This is a genomic window from Nocardioides litoris, from assembly GCF_006346315.1.
GTDB classification, from domain to species: Bacteria; Actinomycetota; Actinomycetes; order Propionibacteriales; family Nocardioidaceae; genus Nocardioides; species Nocardioides litoris.
The window spans coordinates 50,877-71,454 of the sequence record NZ_VDMR01000006.1; the positions used below are offsets into that span (position 1 = coordinate 50,877).

General features: G+C 74.0%; 22 protein-coding genes. 11 read left to right on the forward strand and 11 right to left on the reverse strand.

From position 1 onward, the window contains the following. Positions 1-79: 79 nt before the first annotated feature. The 6 genes from FJQ57_RS16865 to FJQ57_RS16885 form a co-directional block, all read right to left on the reverse strand. On the reverse strand, positions 80-1,186 hold the full coding sequence (locus FJQ57_RS16865) for a Glu/Leu/Phe/Val family dehydrogenase (protein WP_139982574.1): 1,107 nt from the start codon (positions 1,184-1,186) through the stop codon (positions 80-82). A gap of 247 nt (positions 1,187-1,433) precedes the next feature. Further along, positions 1,434-4,631, reverse strand: a complete 3,198-nt coding sequence (locus FJQ57_RS16870; protein ID WP_170219481.1) for a PAS domain-containing hybrid sensor histidine kinase/response regulator — start codon at positions 4,629-4,631, stop codon at positions 1,434-1,436. 132 nt (positions 4,632-4,763) lie between these two features. Then, positions 4,764-5,039 (reverse strand): HU family DNA-binding protein, encoded by a 276-nt coding sequence (locus FJQ57_RS16875; RefSeq protein WP_139982578.1) that lies wholly within the window; start codon positions 5,037-5,039, stop codon positions 4,764-4,766. A gap of 175 nt (positions 5,040-5,214) precedes the next feature. Then, the gene (locus FJQ57_RS22645; protein WP_170219482.1) at positions 5,215-5,388 is read right to left on the reverse strand and encodes a hypothetical protein; all 174 of its coding nucleotides are present in this window, start codon (positions 5,386-5,388) and stop codon (positions 5,215-5,217) included. A gap of 22 nt (positions 5,389-5,410) precedes the next feature. Then, on the reverse strand, positions 5,411-6,730 hold the full coding sequence (locus tag FJQ57_RS16880; protein WP_246081870.1) for a hypothetical protein: 1,320 nt from the start codon (positions 6,728-6,730) through the stop codon (positions 5,411-5,413). A 32-nt stretch (positions 6,731-6,762) separates the two neighbouring features. After that, the gene (locus FJQ57_RS16885) at positions 6,763-8,715 is read right to left on the reverse strand and encodes an LTA synthase family protein (RefSeq protein ID WP_139982580.1); all 1,953 of its coding nucleotides are present in this window, start codon (positions 8,713-8,715) and stop codon (positions 6,763-6,765) included. A gap of 423 nt (positions 8,716-9,138) precedes the next feature. Here FJQ57_RS16885 and FJQ57_RS16890 point away from each other — a divergent pair, with 423 nt between their 5' ends. From FJQ57_RS16890 to FJQ57_RS16905, 5 genes are read left to right on the forward strand one after another with little or no spacing between them, the layout of a single operon-like run. Continuing rightward, entirely contained in the window at positions 9,139-9,429 is a 291-nt protein-coding gene (locus FJQ57_RS16890) for a metal-sensitive transcriptional regulator (RefSeq protein WP_139982582.1), read from the forward strand. Continuing rightward, positions 9,426-9,644 carry a heavy-metal-associated domain-containing protein gene (locus FJQ57_RS16895; protein WP_139982584.1) on the forward strand — a complete coding sequence of 73 codons (219 nt, stop codon included), beginning with the start codon at positions 9,426-9,428 and terminating at the stop codon, positions 9,642-9,644. The genes FJQ57_RS16890 and FJQ57_RS16895 overlap by 4 nt, the downstream gene beginning before the upstream one ends. Continuing rightward, on the forward strand, positions 9,641-9,811 hold the full coding sequence (locus FJQ57_RS22650) for a hypothetical protein (protein ID WP_170219483.1): 171 nt from the start codon (positions 9,641-9,643) through the stop codon (positions 9,809-9,811). Before FJQ57_RS16895 ends, FJQ57_RS22650 begins: the two co-directional genes overlap by 4 nt. After that, positions 9,808-12,039 carry a heavy metal translocating P-type ATPase gene (locus tag FJQ57_RS16900; RefSeq protein WP_139982586.1) on the forward strand — a complete coding sequence of 744 codons (2,232 nt, stop codon included), beginning with the start codon at positions 9,808-9,810 and terminating at the stop codon, positions 12,037-12,039. The genes FJQ57_RS22650 and FJQ57_RS16900 overlap by 4 nt, the downstream gene beginning before the upstream one ends. Before the next feature lie 40 nt (positions 12,040-12,079). After that, on the forward strand, positions 12,080-13,429 hold the full coding sequence (locus FJQ57_RS16905; RefSeq protein ID WP_139982588.1) for a cytochrome P450: 1,350 nt from the start codon (positions 12,080-12,082) through the stop codon (positions 13,427-13,429). Between the two features lie 120 nt (positions 13,430-13,549). Here the strand turns inward: FJQ57_RS16905 and FJQ57_RS16910 are convergent, their stop codons facing one another. Beyond that, positions 13,550-14,107, reverse strand: a complete 558-nt coding sequence (locus FJQ57_RS16910; RefSeq protein ID WP_139982589.1) for a Dps family protein — start codon at positions 14,105-14,107, stop codon at positions 13,550-13,552. Between the two features lie 110 nt (positions 14,108-14,217). On the opposite strand from FJQ57_RS16910, the gene FJQ57_RS16915 reads away from it, so the two are divergent. From FJQ57_RS16915 to FJQ57_RS16935, 5 genes are read left to right on the forward strand one after another with little or no spacing between them, the layout of a single operon-like run. Next, positions 14,218-14,619 (forward strand): phage holin family protein, encoded by a 402-nt coding sequence (locus tag FJQ57_RS16915; protein WP_139982591.1) that lies wholly within the window; start codon positions 14,218-14,220, stop codon positions 14,617-14,619. Then, positions 14,616-14,837, forward strand: coding sequence for a DUF3618 domain-containing protein (locus FJQ57_RS16920; RefSeq protein WP_139982593.1), 222 nt, complete (start codon positions 14,616-14,618; stop codon positions 14,835-14,837). The genes FJQ57_RS16915 and FJQ57_RS16920 overlap by 4 nt, the downstream gene beginning before the upstream one ends. Then, a complete protein-coding gene (locus FJQ57_RS16925) occupies positions 14,834-15,151 on the forward strand; it encodes a DUF4235 domain-containing protein (RefSeq protein ID WP_246081871.1) in 318 nt (105 codons plus the stop codon). Before FJQ57_RS16920 ends, FJQ57_RS16925 begins: the two co-directional genes overlap by 4 nt. Before the next feature lie 43 nt (positions 15,152-15,194). Continuing rightward, a complete protein-coding gene (locus FJQ57_RS16930) occupies positions 15,195-15,341 on the forward strand; it encodes a DUF1059 domain-containing protein (protein ID WP_139982595.1) in 147 nt (48 codons plus the stop codon). Beyond that, entirely contained in the window at positions 15,341-17,041 is a 1,701-nt protein-coding gene (locus FJQ57_RS16935; protein ID WP_139982597.1) for a DUF7800 domain-containing protein, read from the forward strand. Before FJQ57_RS16930 ends, FJQ57_RS16935 begins: the two co-directional genes overlap by 1 nt. 27 nt (positions 17,042-17,068) lie before the next feature. Here the strand turns inward: FJQ57_RS16935 and FJQ57_RS16940 are convergent, their stop codons facing one another. The 3 genes from FJQ57_RS16940 to FJQ57_RS16950 are packed head-to-tail and all read right to left on the reverse strand — an operon-like array spanning position 17,069 to position 18,899. Then, the gene (locus tag FJQ57_RS16940; RefSeq protein ID WP_139982599.1) at positions 17,069-17,824 is read right to left on the reverse strand and encodes a helical backbone metal receptor; all 756 of its coding nucleotides are present in this window, start codon (positions 17,822-17,824) and stop codon (positions 17,069-17,071) included. Beyond that, complete coding sequence (locus FJQ57_RS22655) at positions 17,821-18,399, reverse strand: DUF4303 domain-containing protein (RefSeq protein ID WP_170219484.1); 579 nt, start codon at positions 18,397-18,399, stop codon at positions 17,821-17,823. The genes FJQ57_RS16940 and FJQ57_RS22655 overlap by 4 nt, the downstream gene beginning before the upstream one ends. Positions 18,400-18,407: 8 nt before the next feature. Further along, entirely contained in the window at positions 18,408-18,899 is a 492-nt protein-coding gene (locus FJQ57_RS16950) for a thioesterase family protein (RefSeq protein WP_139982603.1), read from the reverse strand. Positions 18,900-18,974: 75 nt separating this feature from the next. Between FJQ57_RS16950 and FJQ57_RS16955 the strand changes: the two genes are divergently transcribed. After that, positions 18,975-19,328, forward strand: a complete 354-nt coding sequence (locus tag FJQ57_RS16955) for a DUF4190 domain-containing protein (protein WP_139982605.1) — start codon at positions 18,975-18,977, stop codon at positions 19,326-19,328. Positions 19,329-19,452: 124 nt separating this feature from the next. Here the strand turns inward: FJQ57_RS16955 and FJQ57_RS16960 are convergent, their stop codons facing one another. Continuing rightward, a complete protein-coding gene (locus tag FJQ57_RS16960) occupies positions 19,453-20,541 on the reverse strand; it encodes a WXG100 family type VII secretion target (protein WP_139982607.1) in 1,089 nt (362 codons plus the stop codon). Between the last annotated feature and the right edge of the window lie 37 nt (positions 20,542-20,578).

Consider the following 20,578-nt stretch of genomic DNA (forward strand, 5'->3'; position numbering starts at 1 on the left):
TCCGGTCACCGCAACTCGGACCCCGGCGGTCCCCGCCGACCCGTCGCCGATCGACGACGGGTCAGCGTGGGTGGTCGGGTCAGCCGACCCAGATGCCGCGCAGGCGGCCGACCTCGCGCATGCGCTGCTCGGCCAGCCGGTCGGCTGCGGTCGCGGGCGAGACGCCGTCGCGTGCTGCTGCCTCCAGCACGGCGCGGGTGGTGTCGTAGATGCGGGTCGTGCGCTGCTCCGCGCGCTCGAACGAGAAGCCCTCGGGGTGCAGCTCGTCGCCGACCTGCACCAGGCCGCCGGCGTTGACGCAGTAGTCGGGCGCGTAGACGATGCCGCGGTCGGCCAGCGCCTTCTCCACGCCGGGGTGGGCGAGCTGGTTGTTGGCGGCCCCGCACACCACGCGGGCGCTCAGCACGTCGACCACCTCGTCGCTCAGCGCGTGGCCGAGCGCGCAGGGCGCGTAGACGTCGAGCTCGGTGGCCACCAGCTCCTCGGTCGAGCCCACCACGCGGACGCCGGGGTGCTCGTCGCGGACCCGGTCGACGGCGGGCGCCCACACGTCGGTGACGACGACGCGCGCCCCGGCGTCGACGAGGTGGCCGACGAGGTGGCGGCCGACCTTGCCGACCCCGGCCACGCCGACGGTGCGGCCGGCGAGGACCCCGGCCGTGTCGCCGTCGCCCCAGGCGGCCTCGGCCGCGGCCAGCATGCCGCGGAACACGCCGTACGCCGTGAGGACCGAGCTGTCGCCGGCACCGCCGTTGGCCACGGTGCGGCCGGTGACGAAGTCGCACTCGCGGGCCACGAGGTCCATGTCACCGGAGCTGGTGCCGACGTCGCAGGCGGTGCGGTAGCGGCCGCCCAGGGTCTGCACGAAGCGGCCGTAGGCGCGCAGCAGGGCCTCGGACCGCAGCGTCGTGGGGTCGCCGATGATGACGGCCTTGCCGCCGCCGAGGTCGAGGCCGGCCAGCGCGGCCTTGTAGGACATGCCGCGGGAGAGCTCGAGGACGTCGGCCAGGGCCGCGCCGGTCGAGGCGTAGGGGTAGAAGCGGGTGCCGCCGAGCGCGGGGCCGAGGGCCGTGGAGTGGATCGCCACGATGGCCCTGAGCCCGGTGGCGGCGTCCTGGGCGAAGACGACCTGCTCGTGCTCGGGGCTGCTGTCGAAGACGTCGGTGCTGGGTGGGGCGGATGACATGGGTGGTGTCCTTCGGGTGGTGAGTGACCACGGGGTGGGTGGTCTCGGAGGGGCCGCAGGGGTGGCGCGGCTGTGAGCCACGATACGTCGCCCACGCCCGTGCGTGCTCCCACGCACGCCGCGGCCTGGGCGGCCCCGGCTGCCCTCGTCCCCACCGCCACCACCGTCGCCTCGGCGCCCGAGCGGCGTCGAGGACCACACCCGCACCGTGCGGCCGCGCCGGGGCAGACCCGGCGGCGAGCCGGTCTCAGCCGGCGGGGAGAGGAGGCGGCGCGGCCAGCAGGGCCTCGGTGGCCTCGCCGACCGCCGCCCGCAGGGCCGGCAGCACCGCCGCGGCCTCGTCGAGCCGGCCGGCGCGGGCGGCGTCCTCCACCTGCGCGGCGAGCGCCGCGACCCGGACCACGCCGAGGTTGGCGGCGCTGCCCTTGAGCTGGTGGGCGACGGCCGTGGTGCGCTCGGCGTCGTCGTCCTGGACGGCGATGCTGACCTGGGCGAGCATGCCGTCGACCCGGGCCAGGAACGAGGCGCGGGTGCGCTCGAAGAACGAGACCCCGTCCTTGACCAGCTCGCTGAGCATCTCCACCCGCTCCGGGTCGAGCACCGCCTCGTCGCCCCGCGCGGTCGACGCGGCGTCGGTGCGGGGGGCCGCGGTGGCCGCCCGGTCCGTCGCGCGGCTGGTGCGCGGCGCGAGCCGCGTGATGGCGGCGGCGAGCTGGGCGGGGTCGACCGGCTTGGTCAGGAAGTCGTCCATCCCGGCGGCCAGGCACCGCTCGCGCTCGCCGGGGAGCGCGGAGGCGGTCATGGCGACGATCGGCACCCGGGTGCCCTGCTCGCGCTGCCGCACCGCGCGGGTGGCGTCGAAGCCGTCGAGCTGCGGCATCCGCAGGTCCATGAGCACCAGGTCGACCCCGTGCCCGGGGGCGAGGGCGTCGACCGCCTCGGCGCCGTTGTCGACCGTGGCCACGGTGCAGCCGAGGTTCTCCAGCAACCCGGTCGCCACCAGCTGGTTGACCGCGTTGTCCTCCACGACCAGGACGTGCAGGCCCAGGTCGGCGCCCGGGGGCCGCGCCGGTCGGTCCGCCCCGGGGGTGCCGCCGCCGGTGGCGTCCAGCACCGCGGCGTACAGCTCGGCGGACCGGGCGGTGCCGGCCACGCTGGCCGCGAACCCCGCCCCCTGGACGGCGTCGTGGCCGCCGGGGCCGGGGTCGCCCACGTGCACGAGGTCGACGCCGTGGCGCACACCGGCCCGGGCCAGCGCGGCGCTCGCAGCGACGGCGTCGGGGCCCGGCATGGCCACCAGCACCAGGTCGTGGGGCCGTCCCTCGGCAGCGGCGGCGTCGATCGCCCGCCGGGCCTGGTCGACGTCGACGACCGGGTCGGCCGGCAGCTGCCAGGTGCCCAGGCGCTCCACCAGCGACGACGCCCGGTCGTCGTCGGGAGCCAGCACCAGCACCCGCCGGCGTACGACGGGCGCCTCCGGCGCGGCCGCACCGTCGGCCACCTCCAGCGGCACCTCGAACCAGAAGACGCTCCCGGCGCCGCACGCGCTGCGCACCTCGAGGTGGCCGCCCATCGCCTCCACGAGCTGCCGGCAGATCGCCAGGCCGAGCCCGGTGCCGCCGTGCCGACGGGTGGTGGAGCGGTCGGCCTGGGTGAAGGCGTCGAAGAGCCCGTCGAGGTCGGCCTCGTCGATGCCGATGCCGGTGTCGTGCACCTCGACCCGCAGCGTGACGCGGCGGGCCGCGGACGGGTCGTCGGCGGGCGGCGCGCCCAGGCGCACGTCGACGGAGACCTGGCCCGCGTCGGTGAACTTCACCGCGTTGCTGCCGAGGTTGGCCAGCACCTGCCCGAGCCGCACGGGGTCGCCGCGCAGCAGGCGGGGCACGTCGGGCTGCACGGAGACGCGCAGGTCGAGCCCCTTGTCGCGCGCGGGACCACCCACCACGTGCACCGTCTGCTCCACCACGGCCCGCACGTCGACCTCGGTCTGCTCCAGCTCGAGCCGGCCGGACTCGATCTTCGACAGGTCGAGGATGTCGTTGAGCAGCGCCAGCAGGGTGAGTCCCGCCCCGCGCAGCGCCTCGGCGTGCTTGCGCTGCTCGGGGTCGAGGCCGGACCGCAGGAGCAGGTCGGTCAACCCCACGACGCCGTTCATCGGCGTGCGGATCTCGTGGCTCATCGTGGCCAGGAACTCCGACTTCAGCTCCGAGGCCGCCATGGCAGCGTCGCGGGCCTCCTCCAGCTGCACCGCCGTGCGCTCGCGCTCGGCGACCCGGCTGAGCTGGTCGCTGACCTGCACCATGAGCTGCCAGGTGAAGTCGTCGACGCGGTCGAGCCGGGCCAGCACCTGGACCACGCAGGCCATCTGGTGCCCGTTGGTGATCGGCAGGCTCATCAGGCGCACCGTGAGCGGGCCCTCGTCGGGCAGGGGCGTCTGGACCACCGACCGGGTGCGCCAGCACTCGGCGGCCGCCTCGAGGTCGAGCGGCGGCAGGCCGGGGGCGGCGGGCTCGGGGAGCTCGAGCACCGACAGCGGCGCGCCGCGGTGGGTCTTCAGCGCCACGCCGAGGGGCGTCCACTCGGGCGACTCCTCGATGAGCTGCGCCGAGCGCACCAGGGCGTCGGCGAGCGCGGTCGAGCGGTTGGCGGCCTCGGCGAGCTGCTGGAGCAGGTCGAGCCGGCGGGTGGCGGTCGTGGCCGCCTCCAGGGCCTGCTGCCGGTCGGTGATGTCCTGGGAGGCGCCCACCAGGCGCACGGCCGCGCCGGAGGGGTCGCGGGCCACCTCGGCCTCCCCGTGGATCCAGCGCACGTCGCCGGTCGGGGTGGGCATGCGCACGTCGAAGGTCAGGTGTTCCCCGGCCTCGACCACCGCGGCCACCTGGCGGCGCAGGTCGTCGACGTCGTCGGGGTGCACCAGCGACATGAAGCCCTCGTAGGTCGGGACCATCGTCTCGGGCTCGATCCCGTAGACGGCGTAGGCCTCCCGCGACCACCAGACCTCGTTGCGGGGGACGTCCCAGATCCAGCCGCCGACCCGCGCCGTGCGCTGGGTCTGCTCGAGCTGCTCGAGCAGGCGACGGTGCTCGGTGTGCTCGTGGAAGCGGTGGACGTACGCCGTGGGGCGACCGTCGGGTCCCGGGACCGGCCACCACGACACCAGGCACCACCGGGTCGAGCCGTCGGCCCGCACGACCAGCGTCTCCTCGTCCCGGGCACCGGGATGACCCTCCCGCATCTCCTCGACGTGCCGGGCGAACTGCGACCGCCCGTCGTGGTCGCCGAGGTCGGCGCCGTCGCGCCCGACCACGTCGTGGAGGGAGAGGCCGACCAGGTCGGCGAAGGCGGGGTTGGCCCACCGGACGCGGCCGTCGAGGTCGAAGGCGCACAGGGCGTCGGGCGACGCTGCGCCCGCCCAGTGACCCCAGTCCATCGGCGCGTCCGGCACCGGCGGCTCCCCTCCACGCACGTCGCTCGCTCCTTCGTACCCCGTGCTCGCCGCGAATGCACGTGAAAAATGCCCGAGACCGGCTCCCGCGGCGGGAAGCCGGTCCCGGTCTGGCGGCCGTGGCCGACAGGGTCAGGCCGAGACGGCCTGCTTCAGCTTGGCGCCGGCCTTGAAGGCGGGGGCGGTGCTGGCAGCGATCTCGATCGTCTCGCCGGTCTGCGGGTTGCGGCCCTGGCGGGCGGAGCGCTCACGGGTCTCGAAGGTGCCGAAGCCCGGAAGCGTGACCTTGTCGCCCTTGGCCAGCGCAGCGGTGATGGCGTCGAGCGTGGCGGAGAGCGCCTGGTCGGCCTGGGCGTTGCTGAGTCCCGTCTCGGAGGCGATGGCGTCGCGCAGCTCGGTGCGGTTCATGGGGTAGGGGTCCTCTCGATGATGGTCTGGGGTGGCGGCCCGCAAGGAGCCGCGGCGAACGACCGTAGCGCAGCCCAGGCCCCCAGGGCACGACCAGGGCCTGCCGCGAGCCCCGGCGTGGCGGGCCGCGCGGGCCCGGCAGGGGGCGGCGGAAGGTGCTGTCGGCGCCCGCCGGTCAGGTCGGGAGGGTGGTCAGGCCGAGGAAGCACAGGGCGGTCAGCAGGAGGATCGCGACCGCGCCGAGCACGGCCACCAGGTCGCGGTCGAGGTCGGCGCGACGCCCCTGCCGGGGCGCGGCGGGGCGGTGCCGGGTGTCGTCCAGCGCGTCCTGCACGAGCATGACCTCCATGTCTACCGAGATAGTAGACATGCTAGCGCGGGGGTCGGGGCGCCTCCCACCCCTCCGGGGACCCCGTCGGTCGCTGGACCACCAGGTCGCCGTGGGTGCCGTACCCCGGGAGCCGCCCGCCGGCGGGGCGGCCGTCGAAGCCGAGCAGGAGGGGGCCGCCGGCCTCGGCAGGCAGGTCGAGGAGCGTCGGCCACGGCAGGTTGGTCGGGTACGCCGCGTCGAGGGCGCCGTGCTCGCGGAGGTCGAGGTCGAGCACGGGGTAGCGGGCCCGCCGGCCCGCGGCGCCGTCGCGGCCGTCGGAGGCCAGCACCCACCACCGCCCGTCGCGCTGCAGGAGCGTCACGCCCTCGGTCGCCGTCCGTCCGGTGTCGGTCGCCCGCGCCCCCAGCCGGTCGAGGGCGGGCCCCTCGGCCACGGCCGGGCCGAAGGAGAAGAACCGGGTCGCGGAGACGAAGGCCACCACCCAGCCGCCCTCGGGGTCGCGCACCAGGTGCGGGTCCCAGCGCCCGACCGACCGGTTGCCGTCGGGCAGCGGCAGGTCCAGCGGCACCGTGTCGAGCACGTGCGTGCCCCGCGTCGGGTCGTCGCCCGCCGGCACCTCGGCCACGGTGGTGGTCACCCGTGGGTGCCGGCGCCGGTCGAAGTCGCCCCACGTGCTGGTCGCCACCAGCCACCGGTCGCCGTCGCGCAGCACGTGGGTGGCGTGGTCGCCGAGGACGCCGGACCGTTCGGGCCGGCGGAAGAACAGGTCGCCGCGGTGCCGCAGGTCGAGCGAGAGCGGATCGAGGGCCCACACCGACGTGTGGCCGGTGCGGAACCCACCGGGCCCCGCGCTCGTGGCGCTCAGCAGGACCGCGCCCCCGGCCCCGTCCCGGTACGGCGTCGCGTCGGCGTGCGTGACCGCGCGGACGTCGCGCAGGCCGAGCTGCCCGAACGCGCCGGCGCGGTCACCCTCGGCCCGCAGGCCCGCGAGCCAGTCCTCGTCGTGCACGTCGGGCGCACCGCGGACGAGCGCGAGGTCGACCACCGCGCGGGCCGTCCAGGTGCCGTCGTGCCGCGCCCAGGCGGTCACGACCGGCCCGGTGAGGCTGACCGCGAGCGCCTCCGGAGCCGGGACCCGGCCGTGGCGCCGGCTGCGGTGGCGCGCCGACCGGCCCGCGAGCACGGTGCGCAGCGCGACCGCGCGCCCGTCCCAGGTGGCGGCCAGGCGGTCGGCTCCCGCGGTGAGGGCGACCTCCGCGCGCGGAGCACCCGGTGCCAGGTCGACCTCGGCGGCTGCGTACGGCGCGGGCGGCAGTGCGGTGCCCGGCTGGACGATCGCGACGGGGCGCCGTCGGGCCACCGGAGCGAAGGACGGCAGCCGTGGGCCGGGGCTCAGCGCAGGGCCCCGGGCCACATCCGGTCGACCGACCAGCGGTCGCCGATGGAGAAGTCGTACTGGACGAGGCGGAAGTCGGCGAGCAGCCGCTGCGTCTTGGGGTCGAGCTGCTCGGGCGTGACCTCGCGGCCCTGCGGGTCGATCATCCGGCCCTGCTCGAGGGCCGGCAGGCGCTGGCGGAGCCGGTCGAGCAGCACGTAGAAGGGTGGGAGCGGCACGTCCATCGTGTCGTAGAGCAGGGGGAGGAACTGGGTCGGGCTGACCTGCGGCAGCCGGCGCTGCTGGTTGCCCTCGGAGCTCCAGATGAAGAACGGCGTCGTGTACATCGTCTCGCCGGGGTTCTGGTCGGCGATCGAGGAGTCGTAGATGCCCGGCAGGTGGTCGCCGTAGAAGACCACGACGGTCTTCTCGTCGGACTTCTCCAGCTGGTCGAGGAAGTCGGCGAGGGCGCGGTCGGTGTAGGAGAGCCCGCGGGCGTAGTTGCCGATGCGGTCGGCCTGTGCGGCGTCGACGCCGGTGACCCCGATCGGGTCGGTGTAGTTGCCGTCGACCGGGATGTGGTTCTGCATGGTGACGAGGTTGACCATCAGCGGCGTCGCCGAGTCGTCGATCTGCTTGCGCACCTCGTCGAACGCCGACTGGTCGTCGATGAACTCGTTGTCGTCGATGCGCTCCTGCTCGCTCATCGTCGTGTCGTGGACGAACTGGTCGAAGCCCAGGACGTCGTAGACCTGGTCGCGCTTGTAGAAGCTCGTGATGTAGGGGTGCACGCCGACGGCGTCGTGGCCCTGGGACTTGAACGCGCCGACCGCGGAGGGGTACTGGTCGTACTCGGGCACCAGCATCTGGTACGGCGAGTTGAGCTGCGGGTTGAACAGGCCGATCGACTGGCCGGTGAGGGCCTCGAACTCCATGTTGGCCGTGCCGCCGCCGTACAGCTGGGCGAGCATGGTGCCGGAGGTGCCGGCCTCCATCAGCGCGCGGGTGCGCGGGATGGGGTCCTCGTCGAGCTGGAAGCCCTGGAGCTTGGTCGGGTCGGAGAACGACTCGCTGAGCACCACCACGACGTTGGTGTCGGCCAGCGACCCGGTGCGCTTGCGGTTGACCTTGGCGGCCGCCCGCTCGTAGCGCGTGGCCAGGGCGTCCATCGTCTCCTCGCCGTAGCCCTCGGGCGTCTCCATGGCCACGGTCGGCATGTTGTAGAGGAAGCCGCCGACGAAGCCGTTGGCGAGGTAGTTGGTGCGCTGGTTCCAGTAGCGCCACTTGCGGTCGCCGACCTCGTAGATGCCGCGCCAGCCGTTGCCGGGGTCGTTGAACTTCGTGGCGTCGGTCAGGAGCGCGAGGGCCAGGGTGACGAACGCCGCGCGCACCAGCACGGTGCCGAGCTGCCGGCGCACGGGCAGGTGGGCCGGCCAGATGCGGGCCATCGGCGGCTCGATGCGGCGACCGAGCCACCAGGAGAACGCCACCACGGCGACGAGCCCCAGCACCCCCACCACGATCATCGCGGGGGAGACCTGGGACAGCAGGAAGCCGGGCTGGCTGAGGAAGTCGACGTCGCTGGGGTAGATCGGCTCGGAGCGCAGGCCGAGCTTGACCCGGTTGGCGCCGGCCAGCACGAGCGTGAAGGCGGTGACCAGGCCCAGGGAGAGGATGACGCGGTTGGTCAGCCCGATCAGGACCACCAGGACCAGCCAGATGACCAGGCTGTCGGCGACGTAGCTGAGGCCGTCGACGAACGTCGAGCGCCACCAGCCGGACTCCTCGCCGACCAGGCCCGACAGCTCGAGGACGAGCGCACAGGCCATGGCGCCGATCCACGACACCCGCTGCGCCCACAGCACCGCACCCCAGGTGCTGCGCTCCTTCGGGGTACGCCGCCACCAGGGTGTCCGAGGCTCGTCGACGTCGGCGGCCGGCACCGGCACGTCGGGGAGTCGTTCGGACACGCGGGGCCTCTCGTCTCGCGGGGGTGTCCCCGGTGGGACCGGGGGAGCGCGGCTGGCGGTGGATCGGGGGTGGCCGCGACGGTGCGGCCGGCCAGAAGGGCCGAGTTTATCCGTTCCGACGCCCAGGCTTCATTCCGTATTTCCCGCACGGCGCCGTTCCACGCCCGCCCGTAGGGGTGGGTGTGAGCGGGGCCACCGCCGGGTCCACCCGCGGGCCGGAGGCGGCCCGCCGCTCCCCGCGACGGGCCGCCCTGCAGCCGCCCCGGCCGTCTGTGGGGACCGGCCGCGGCGAGGAGTCATGTAACCGATGCCACACCGGGCATTCGCGGGTCCAGACCACTTTTCGGGTGGTCGGTCGTGGCGAGCGGACGGCGTTCCCGCCGCGGCTTGGGCTGGGTACCCTAGGGGGGTAGGGTAGTTCTCATGGACCACGGACCGGGCTACGCCAGCCGCAAGGACGACTACCTCAAGCGCATGAGGCGCATCGAGGGGCAGGTGCGCGGGATCGAGCGCATGATCGAGTCCGACACCTACTGCATCGACATCCTGACCCAGGTCTCGGCGGTCACCAAGGCCCTCCAGGCCGTGGCCCTCGGCCTGGTCGACGAGCACATGAGCCACTGCGTGCTCGACGCCGCCAAGGCCGGCGGGCCCGAGGCCGAGGCCAAGCTCAAGGAAGCATCCGCAGCGATCGCGAGGTTGGTGAAGGCATGACCACTCCATCCACCCACACGTTCCACGGCACCGTCTCCGGGATGACCTGCCAGCACTGCGTCGCCTCGGTGACCGAGGAGGTCGGCGAGATCGCCGGCGTCTCCGAGGTGACCGTCGACCTCGAGTCCGGCGCCCTGACCGCCACCAGCGACCGACCCCTCTCCGACGACGACGTCCGCGCCGCCGTGGAGGAGGCCGGCTACGAGCTGACGTGAGCACGCTCGCGCGGCTCGGCGCCTTCGTCGTGGTGCTGGTCGCCGTCTTCCTGCTCGCGCTCGGCGTCGGCCGCGCGACCGGCCCCGTCGGACCGGTCGGGCCGGCCCCGGAGCGGCACCACGACGCCGGTCACGCGGCCGGGGACCCGAGCGGAGCTCACCGATGACGGCCACCACGACTCCCGACCACGGCGAGCGGGTCGAGCTCGCGATCACCGGCATGACCTGCGCGTCCTGCGCCCAGCGCATCCAGCGCAAGCTCAACAAGCTCGACGGCGTGGAGGCGTCGGTCAACTACGCCACCGAGAAGGCCACGGTCACCTACGCCGCGCCGGTGACGACCGACGACCTCCTCTCGACCGTCGAGGCCGCGGGGTACGCCGCCGCGCTGCCGGTCACGGAGGCTGACGCGCCCGACGGCGACGGACCCGCGGTGGTCGACCCGGTCCGGGCCCTGCGCGACCGCCTCGTCGTGAGCGCTGTCCTCAGCGTGCCCGTGGTGCTCCTGGCGATGTGGCCCGCGATCCAGGTCGACGGCTGGCAGTGGCTGTCCCTGACCCTGGCGGCGCCGGTCGTGGTGTGGGGCGCGCTGCCCTTCCACCGCGCAGCCTGGACCAACCTGCGCCACGGTGCGGCCACGATGGACACCCTGGTCTCCATCGGCGTGCTGGCGGCGTTCGGCTGGTCGGTCTACGCGCTGTTCTGGGGCACGGCCGGCGAGATCGGCATGACCCACCCCTTCGACCTCGTCATCGAGCGGACCGACGGCGCCGGCACGATCTACCTCGAGGCCGCGGCCGGCGTCACCACGCTCGTCCTCCTCGGCCGCTGGATCGAGGCCCGCTCCAAGCGGCGGGCCGGCGCCGCCCTGCGCGCGCTGCTCGACCTCGGCGCCAAGGACGTCGCGGTCCTGCGGGGCGGCGTCGACGGGCCCGAGGTCCGGGTCCCGGCCGCCGAGCTCGTCGTCGGCGACCTGTTCGTGGTCCGCCCGGGGGAGAAGGTCGCCACCGACGGCGAGGTCCTCGACGGCACCTCCGCGGTCGACGCCTCGATGCTCACCGGGGAGTCCGTGCCCGTCGAGGTCGGACCCGGAGTCCCCGTGGTGGGCGCCACCGTCAACGCCGGTGGGCGCCTCGTCGTCCGGGCCACGCGAGTGGGGTCGGACACCCAGCTGGCGCAGATGGCCCGGCTGGTCGAGGAGGCCCAGAGCGGCAAGGCCGCGGCCCAGCAGCTCGCCGACCGCGTCTCCGGCGTCTTCGTGCCGGTCGTGCTCATCATCGCGGCGGCGACCCTCGGCTTCTGGGTCGGCACCGGCGCCGGCACCGCCGCCGCGGTGACCGCCGCGGTCGCCGTCCTCGTGATCGCCTGCCCGTGCGCACTCGGCCTGGCCACCCCGACCGCGCTGCTCGTCGGCACCGGCCGGGGCGCGCAGCTCGGCATCCTGGTCAAGGGCCCCGAGGCCCTCGAGCAGGCCCGCCGCGTCGACGTCGTCCTGCTCGACAAGACCGGCACGGTCACCACCGGCGAGATGACGGTGCGGTCAGTGCACGGCGACGAGCGCACCCTCGAGCTGGCCGCCGCCCTCGAGCACGCCTCCGAGCACCCGATCGCCCGGGCCGTGGCCGGGGCCGTCGACGCCCCCCGCCCGGTCGCGGACTTCACGGCCCTGGAGGGTCTCGGGGTCACCGGCCGGGTCGACGGCACCGAGGTCGTGGTCGGCCGCCCGAGCCTGCTCGCCGAGCGTGGGCTGCCCCTCGGCGACGACCTGGCCCGCACGGTCGACGAGGCCCGGGCCGCCGGCGGCACCGCGGTCGCCGTCGGCTGGGACGGCGCCGCCCGCGGCGTCGTCGTGGTCGCCGACACCGTCAAGCCGACCTCGGCCGACGCCGTGCGCCGGCTGCGCGACCTCGGCCTCACCCCGGTGCTGCTCACCGGCGACCACGAGGCGGTGGCGCGGTCGGTCGCGGCCGAGGTCGGCATCGCGCCCGACCACGTCGTGGCCGACGTGCTCCCGGCGCAGAAGGCCGACGTCGTCGCCGACTGGCAGGCCCGCGGGCACGGCGTGGCGATGGTCGGCGACGGGGTCAACGACGCCGCGGCCCTCGCCCGGGCCGACCTGGGCCTGGCCATGGGCACCGGCACCGACGTGGCCATGGAGGCGGGCGACCTCGTGCTGGTCCGGGGCGACCTCGGGGCCGCGGCCGACGGCGTGCGCCTGGCGCGGCGCACGCTCGGCACCATCCGCGGCAACCTGGTGTGGGCCTTCGGCTACAACGTCGCCGCGATCCCGCTGGCCGCCGCGGGGCTGCTCAACCCGATGATCGCCGGTGGGGCGATGGCGTTCTCCTCGGTGTTCGTCGTGCTCAACTCCCTGCGGCTGCGGACCTTCCGGTGACCCCTTCCGCCGGACGCGTCCACTTGCGTACAGTCTGTATGTGACCTCCGCCGCACCCGTCGTCGAGCTGCCCGCCGTCCGGCGCGAGGACCGGGGCCTGCCGGTCCTCGGCCGCGCCCTGGTCTACGCCAAGGACCCGGTCTCGCTCTTCCGGCACCAGTGGGAGCACTACGGACCCGTGGCGCCGCTGCGCGGTCTCGGCGAGGAGTGGGTGATGCTGCTCGGTCCCGACGCCTGCCAGGCCGCACTGACCAACCCCACCAAGGCCTTCGTCAACGGCCCGGCCTGGTCGCAGCTGGTCGGCCCGTTCTTCGACCGCGGCCTGATGCTGCTCGACCTCGACGAGCACAAGCTGCACCGGCGGATCATGCAGGAGGCGTTCACCCGCCCCCGCCTCGAGGGGTACGTCGCCCGCACGCACCCCGCCGTCGAGCGGGGCCTGGCGGCGTGGCCGGCCGAGCGGCCCGGCTTCGAGGTCTACCCGGCGCTCAAGCAGCTGACCCTCGACGTCGCGGCCGACATCTTCATGGGGGGCGCGGAGGACGCGACGCCGCAGGAGATGGACGCGGTCAACCAGGCCTTCATCGACTGCGTCCAGAGCGCCGGTGCGATCGTCCGCAAGGACCTGCCCTTCACCCGCTGGGGTCGCGCCCACCGGGGCCGCCGGGTGCTCGAGGAGTGGCTGCGCCACTACCTGCCGTCACGCCGGGCGCGGGTCAGCGACGACCTGTTCTCCCAGCTGTGCCACGTCCAGAGCGAGGACGGCGAGCGCTTCAGCGACGACGACGTCGTCAACCACATGGTCTTCTTGATGATGGCCGCCCACGACACCTCGACCACCACGCTCTCGACGATGATGCAGCTCCTCGGCCAGCACCCCGAGTGGCAGGACCGCTGCCGCGCCGAGTCGCTGGCCCTGGGGCCCCGGCCGACCATGGCCGAGCTCGACGGGCTGACCTCGCTCGACCTGGTGATGAAGGAGAGCCTGCGGCTGCGGGCCCCCGTGCCGGTCGTCGTGCGCCGTACGGTCAAGGACGTCGTGGTCGAGGGCGTGCGCATCCCCGAGGGCCGCTTCGTCATCGTCGCCGCGCAGTTCTCCCACCTGATGCCCGAGCTGTGGACCGACCCCGAGCGCTTCGACCCCGAGCGGTTCTCGCCCGAGCGGCGCGAGGACAAGAGCCACCGCTTCGCGTGGGAGCCGTTCGGCGGCGGCGTGCACAAGTGCCTCGGCATGGTCTTCGCCGGCCTGGAGGTCAGCGCGATCATGCACCAGCTCCTGCGGGGCTGGGAGTGGCGCGTCGACCCGTCGTACGTCGCGCCGCTCAACAACCACTCGCTGCCGTTCCCCACCGACGGCCAGCCGGTCGACCTGCGGCCCCGCTCCGCCTGAACGCGGAGCCCAGCACGGGGGCACGGAGCCAGCACGGAGGCACCGAGCCAGCACGACGACGGCCCGCCGACCGGGTGGTCGGCGGGCCGTCGTCGCCCGTGGTGAGGGCTCGGTGAGGGGTCAGCCGGCGGCTGCGGCCGCCTCCTGCTCGCTGTGGGCGTCGGCCGTCGAGAGGTTGCCGCCCTTGTCCTCCAGGTGCGCCCGGACGAACCAGTGGAACAGCTCCAGCTTGTCGGTCTGGGCGATCAGCATGTCCTGGGTGACCAGGTCGAGGTCGTCGAGCTCCTGGATGTTCTCGCGGTAGCTCGTGATCACGCCCTGGTAGACGACGTCGAGGGCACCGAGGTGCTCCTGCGTCGTCGCCCGACCGATGGAGTACTCGTCCCAGCTGCGGCGCTGGGTCAGGCCGCCCGGCGTGCCCTGCGGGGAGCCGCCGAGGGTCGCGATGCGCTCGGCGAGGTCGTCGGCGAAGCCGCGGACCTCGTCGACGTGCGGGTCGATCATCTCGTGCACGGAGATGAAGTGGGGACCGACGACGTTCCAGTGCACGTGCTTGAGCGTGAGGTGGAGGTCGTTGGCCGCGTCGAGCCGGTCCTGGAGGATCGCCACGACGCGCTCGGCGTCGGCGGCCTCCAGCCCGGGGGTGGTGTAGCGAAGCTTGCCGTTGCTCGTAGCCATGTCCTCGAACGTAGCCACGCTCCCGGGGCCGGACGTCCACCGCAAGGGGTGGCACCCGCGGGCCCGTAGGGGTGGTCCTGCGGACCCTGGCCCTCCCTAGTTTCGACCCCATGGTCGATCACTCGGGGGCCACCGAGCCCAGCACCGCCGAGCTGCTCTCGCGGCTCGGCGACCAGTCCCGCCAGCTGGTGCGCGACGAGCTGCGCCTCGCCCAGGCCGAGACCTCGCAGAAGGTCAAGCAGGCCGGGGTCGGCGTCGCGGGCTTCGGCGCCGCCGGCGTCCTCGGGCTGTACGGCGTCGGCCTGGTCCTCGCGACCGCCGTGCTCGGCCTCGCGCAGGCCGTCGACGCCTGGCTGGCCTCGCTCATCGTGACCGTCGTGGTGCTGGTCGCGGCCGGCATCGCCGCGCTGGTCGGCAAGAAGAAGGTCGCCGCCGCCACGCCGCCTGCCCCGGAGCGGGCGGTCGCCGGGGTCAAGGAGGACGTCGAGACGTTGAAGGGACACCGGTCGTGAGCGAGGAGAAGAAGGGCGGCTCACCGTCGCCGGAGCAGATCCAGGCCGAGATCGAGCAGACGCGCGCCGAGCTCGCCGACACCGTCGACCAGCTCGGTGACCGGCTCACCGAGCGCAAGCAGCAGGCCACCCAGGCCGCGACGTACGCCGCGGCCGCGGTGGGCGCGCTCGTCGCCGTCCTCGTGGTGGTCAAGGTCGTCAAGAAGGTGCGCTCGTGAGCGGCCGGACGCCTCGGGCCAAGATCGAGGACCGCAGCAGCAAGTCCGCCAAGATCCTCTACAAGCCGTGGGGCATCGTCGGCTCGCTGCTCTCGGCGATCGTGGCCCGGCAGATCTTCCAGAAGGTCGCCACCAAGGTGATCCCCGTCGACTCCGACGACCCGCCCAAGCCGCTGGAGTCGGAGTACCGGCTGCGGGAGATCGTCATCACCGCCCTGGTCCAGGGCGCGATCTTCGCCGTGGTCAAGGCCCTGTTCCAGCGCGGGTCGGCGCGGGCCTTCCAGCGCTGGACAGGCGAGTGGCCGGGTGACTGACCGGCTGCTTCCCGCGCTCCGCCCTACCTGGTAGGCATGCCCGGTGAAGACCCTGTTGCGCTGCCCCTGCGGCGAGGAGATCCGTGGCGCCGACGAGGACGACCTCGTCGAGAAGGCCCAGACCCACCTCGCGGCGCAGCACCCCGGCCGTGAGTACGAGCGCGAGATGATCCTCTTCATGGCCACCTGATGGCCGACCTCCTCCTGGGCCCGCTGCTGCGCCACGTCGACGAGACGTCCGCGACGATCTGGGTCGAGACTGACGGGCCCGGCCGGGTGCGGGTGACCACCGACCCCGGTGACGCCGACGAGCGCCGCACCGAGGTGCCGACGTTCGCCGTCCACGGCCACCACTACGCCCTGGTCTGCCTCGACGGCCTGGACAAGGGGCGCCACCACCCCTACACCGTCGACGTCGACGGCGAGCGCTGCTGGCCGCCCCCGGACTCCTCGCTGCCGCCGTCGGTCGTGCCGACCCTCGACCACGCCAAGCCGCTGCGCCTGGCCTACGGCTCGTGCCGCACCTCGGTGGGCCACACCAAGGCCGACAACGACGTCCACGGCATCGACGCGCTGCGGGCCTACGCGCTGCGGATGGCCGGCCGCTCGCCGCGCGAGGCCGACGACCCCGACGGCGACACCCCCCGCTGGCCCGACCTCGTGGTCTTCCTCGGCGACCAGGTGTACGCCGACGAGACGACGAAGGCGATGCACGACTTCATCGCCGCCCGCCGCTCCCTCGACGAGCCGCCGGGCAAGGAGCTGAAGGACTACGAGGAGTACGCTCACCTCTACCTGCTGGCCTGGAGCGACCCGGTCAACCGCTGGCTGCTCTCGACGCTGCCCAGCCTGATGATCTTCGACGACCACGACGTCCGCGACGACTGGAACACCTCGGCGTCGTGGAAGCAGGAGATGAACGCCACCTCGTGGTGGCACGACCGGATCGTGGCCGGCCTGGCGTCGTACTGGGTCTACCAGCACGCCGGCAACCTCTCGCCCGCCGAGCTGGCCGAGGACGAGGTGTGGCGCGAGATCCAGGCCCACTCCGACGAGCCCGGCTGGGACGCCGGACCGCTGCTGGACGACCTCGCCGACCGGGTCGACCGCGACCCCACGTGCTACCGCTGGTCCTACGCCCGCGAGCTGGGCACCCAGGCCCGGCTGGTGGTCGTCGACTCGCGCGCCGCGCGCGTGCTCGACCCCGACGCCCGCGACATGCTCGACGACGACGAGCGCGCCTGGGTCGACGAGCAGGTCCGCGGCGACGTCGACCACCTGTTCCTGGCCACCTCGCTGCCCTACCTGCTGGGCACCGGCCTGCACTACGTCGAGGCGTTCAGCGAGGTCCTCGCCGGCGGCGGGTACGCCGGCGAGCGCGGCCGTCGGGTGGGGGAGTGGCTGCGCCAGACCGTCGACCTCGAGCACTGGGGCGCCTTCCAGGCCGGCTTCGGCGCGATCGCGCAGATGGTCCTGGAGACTGGCCGCGGCGAGCGCGGACGTCCGCCGGCGACGATCACCTTCCTCTCCGGCGACGTCCACCACTCCTACCTCGCGGCGGTGGAGCCGCCCGAGGGCGTGCACAGCCGGATCATGCAGGCCGTCTGCTCCCCGATCCGCAACCCGCTCTCGCGCAAGTGGCGCTTCGCCACCGCCGTGCTGGTCTACGGCCTCGCCGGTCCCATCGGCCTCGGGCTCAAGCGGCTCCGCAAGGTCCCCGACGCGCCGTTCGGCTGGAGCATCGTCGAAGGCCCCTGGTTCGACAACAACCTGGCGACCGTCGAGGTGAAGGGCCGCGGGTTGCGGATGTGGTGGGCCACCGGCCGTCCCGGCGACGACGTCGACCTGCCCCGCCTGGTGCGCGCCACCGACGTCAGCGTCGACTGCTGAGTCGGGCCGGGGTGCCCGGCCGACGGGTCAGCGCGCGAGCCGGGCGGCCTCGACGAGGGAGGGGCCGTACCAGGTGAGCAGGCGTCCGCTCACCAGCTCGGTGGGGGTGCGGGTGAACGCCTCGGGCCCGTCGGTGGCGGTGAACACGTAGGGCTCGTCGGGCAGCAGCACCACGTCGGCGCCCGCGCCGTCGACCTCCCCGAGCGCCAGGGTCGGGTAGCGGTCGCCGTCGGGCCGCTGCTCGGCCACCACGTTGGCCCAGCCGAGCCGTCGCAGCAGGTCGGTGGTGAACGTCCGCGACCCCACGACCATCCACGGGTCCCGCCACACCGGTACGACGACCCGGCGGGTCACCGGGGTCAGCGGTCCGCACCACAGCCGCCGCGCCTCGGCCAGCCAGGGCGGCCGGGTCCAGCCCAGGGCGTCGACGAGCCGCTCCATCGAGGCCACCGCGTCGGGCACGGTCTCGATCTCGGTGACCCACACCCGCACGCCCGACTCCCGCAGTCGGCGTACGTCGAGCTCCCGGTTCTCCTCCTTGTTGGCCACCACCACGTCGGGGGTCAAGGCGCGGATCGCGGCGAGGTCGGGGTTCTTGGTGCCGCGCACCCGGGTGACCCCGCGCTCGTCGAGGTCGGCGGGGTGGGTGCACCAGGCGGTCGCACCGACCACGGCGCCGGGCTCGATCGAGACCAGCGCCTCGGTCAGCGACGGGACCAGGCTGACCACCCGTCCGACCGGGCGGTCCAGGTCGAGGCGGGTGCCGAGGTCGTCCACGCTCATGGCTCCTCCTCGGCCGCGGCCCACCGGGCGAGCTCCGCCGCAGCCGCCGGCGGGTCGAGCATCCGGACCCACCGCTCCGCGTCCTCGCGCCGGAGCTCGTCGCCCACCTCGACGACGAGGACGAGGTCGGGGTGGTCGTCCAGGGTGCCGTCGGTGCGCAGCGGCAGCAGGCTCCCGGCGAGCAGGTCGGGCACGACCCGGCGGTAGGCGGCGAGCCCCGCGTCGTCGGCCCCGAACCGGTCGCCCGCCACCTGCAGCTCGGCCGCCACGGGCGCCAGGGGTGCGTCGGGGTCCTCGGCGTCGTCCTCCAGGTCCCACTCCTGGGGCGCCCACCGGTAGCAGGTCGGGTCGTCCGGGTCGGCCGAGACCAGCTCGGCCAGGTGCGCGCGCGTGCAGGCACCCATGGCGATGGTCACGCAGTCGGCGTCGGTCCACAGGCCCAGGCCCACCACCTCGCCCGGACGCTGGTCGGCGAGGAGACCGCGCGCGGCGCCGTGGACCGCGGACCCCAGGCGGGGCGTGAGGTCGGCGGCCCAGGAGCCGAGGTCGGTCGGTCCGCGGCGGAGGCGTCGCACGTCGTCTCCTAGCGCCGCAGGGTCAGGCCGGTCGCCGCGTCGGCGGCCCAGGCAGTGGTGGCGATGTCGGCGTCGAGCGCGGCGGCGACGTCGTCGGGCACCGGCACCGCGCGGCGCTCGTCGAGCGAGACGTGCACGTAGAGGATCTCCATCGTGCAGGCGATGACGTCGCGGGACTCGTCGACGATGAAGGAGATGCCGTGCAGCGCCTTGCCGGCCCGGCCCACGAACGCCGGCCGCACCGACAGCGGGTCGCCGAGCCGCAGCTCGCCGAGGTAGCGGATGTGGTGCTCGACGGTGAAGAACGACATCCGCCGCTCGGTCAGGTAGGACTCGTCGACGCCCAGCTCCTCCACCCGCTTCCACGGGGCCCAGGCCCCGAGGTCGAAGTAGCGGGTGATGTTCATGTGTCCGTTGACGTCGATGTAGTCCTCGGGGACGGTCATCTCGAAGTACGCCGGGAGGCTCCGGACCTCGTCGATGCCAGGCAGGCTGCTCACCCGCCCGACCGTAGTGGGACCACGGGTGGTCCGGACCAGGGTGTCGGCGGTCACGCCCCAGGGCAGCGTGCCCCCATGACCTCCGAGCGTGCACCCGAGCCCGTCGACGACCTGCCGTGGGAGCTGCAGGGGGTCGCCGAGGAGCTCGCCGCCGAGGAGGAGGCCGAGCAGCGCGACGCGGTCGCCCGCGAGCACGAGCCGGTCTCGACCAACGGGCTGGCCATCGCCTCGCTCGTCGTCGGTCTCTGCGGCGGCTCGATCATCGCCGTCGTGCTGGGTCACGTCGCGCTCGGGCAGATCAAGCGCCACCCGCGCCAGCAGGGCCGCGGCATGGCCATCGCCGGCATGGTGCTCGGCTGGCTCCCGATCGTCGTCGTGGTGGTGTTCCTGTTCGCCGCCGCGATCCTCAGCGAGGCCCAGGGCACCTGAGGCCAGCGCCCAGGACCAGCGGTTCAGCGGCCAAGTCGGGCAGGTCCCCACCACCCCGGGGACACCACGACAGCCCGGGCAGCTCGCGAAGCTGCCCGGGCCGTGACCACGTCACCGACGCCGGTCACCCGCCGCTGTAGGGCCCGGTGTCGGGACCCTCGTCGGGCACGACGGCCTGGCCGGCCTCGTCGCCCAGCCGCTCGGTGAGGTCGCCCAGGTGCTGGTCGAGCAGCTCGTCCATGCGGTTGTTGTTGGCCCCGAGGTACTCCTGGGGGTTGAAGACCTTGTCGGCGGTCTCCAGGTTGCCCGTGAACACGTCGAGGCCGCTGGAGAGCAGGTTGTTGGCGCCCTGGGTGACGGCCATGTCGACGACCGCGCGGGTCAGGTCGGCGGTGGCGTCGCCGTCGCCGTGCTGCCCCTGGTCGATGGCCTGGACGACCCCGGCCCCGGTGATGACGGCGGCACACGCCCCGAGGGCGACCTTGAGCGCGATCAGGCCGTAGGAGAAGTTGCGGTTGCACAGCACCGACGACGCCAGGCCCTGGGCGTAGACCGCCTGCGACGGGCCGAGGTTGCCGACGATGCTGGCCACGGCGGCGTAGAACAGGCTCGCGTTGGCGAACTGGATCGCCCCGACCACCGTGCAGCCCACGGGCCAGACGCCCAGCGCGATCGCCGCGGCGCGCAGGGTGCCGGAGACCACCTCGGCGAAGGTCTGGGCGTCCCCGATCTGGAGGGCGAGCTGCTGCACCTCCACCTCGAACGCGTCGCGGTCGTCACCACTCCACTGGTCCGAGCCGAGGCTCGAGACCAGGGACTCGAGCCGACCGCGGGCCTCCCCGAGCTGGCGGGCGGCGTCGGCCCACATCTCGGCCGACTCGTGGAGGGCGAACGGGCCGCCGAGACCGTCGTCCATCATCCACGCGGTGGCGGTGTTGAGCTTCAGGCGGCCACCGGGCAGGCCGCCACCGAGGAACTTCTTCCGGTTGCTGGTGATGCCGTACCCGGGCACGCCGTCGCCGTGGGTGCCGCTGCCGAGGATGCCGGTGGCGGCGGTGTTGATGGCGGGCACCCGCGACGCCGCTGCGGTCAGGGCCAGGTCGGCGCTGATGGGCAGGGGCGGTGGGACCACGTTGATCGGGAAGCACCCGGCGTAGATGCAGAAGCCCTGGTTGACCCGGACCGCGGCCTCGATGCCTGCGTCGACTCCCATGTCGTCTCCTTCGTCTCGTCGTTCGTCGGGGGAGGGG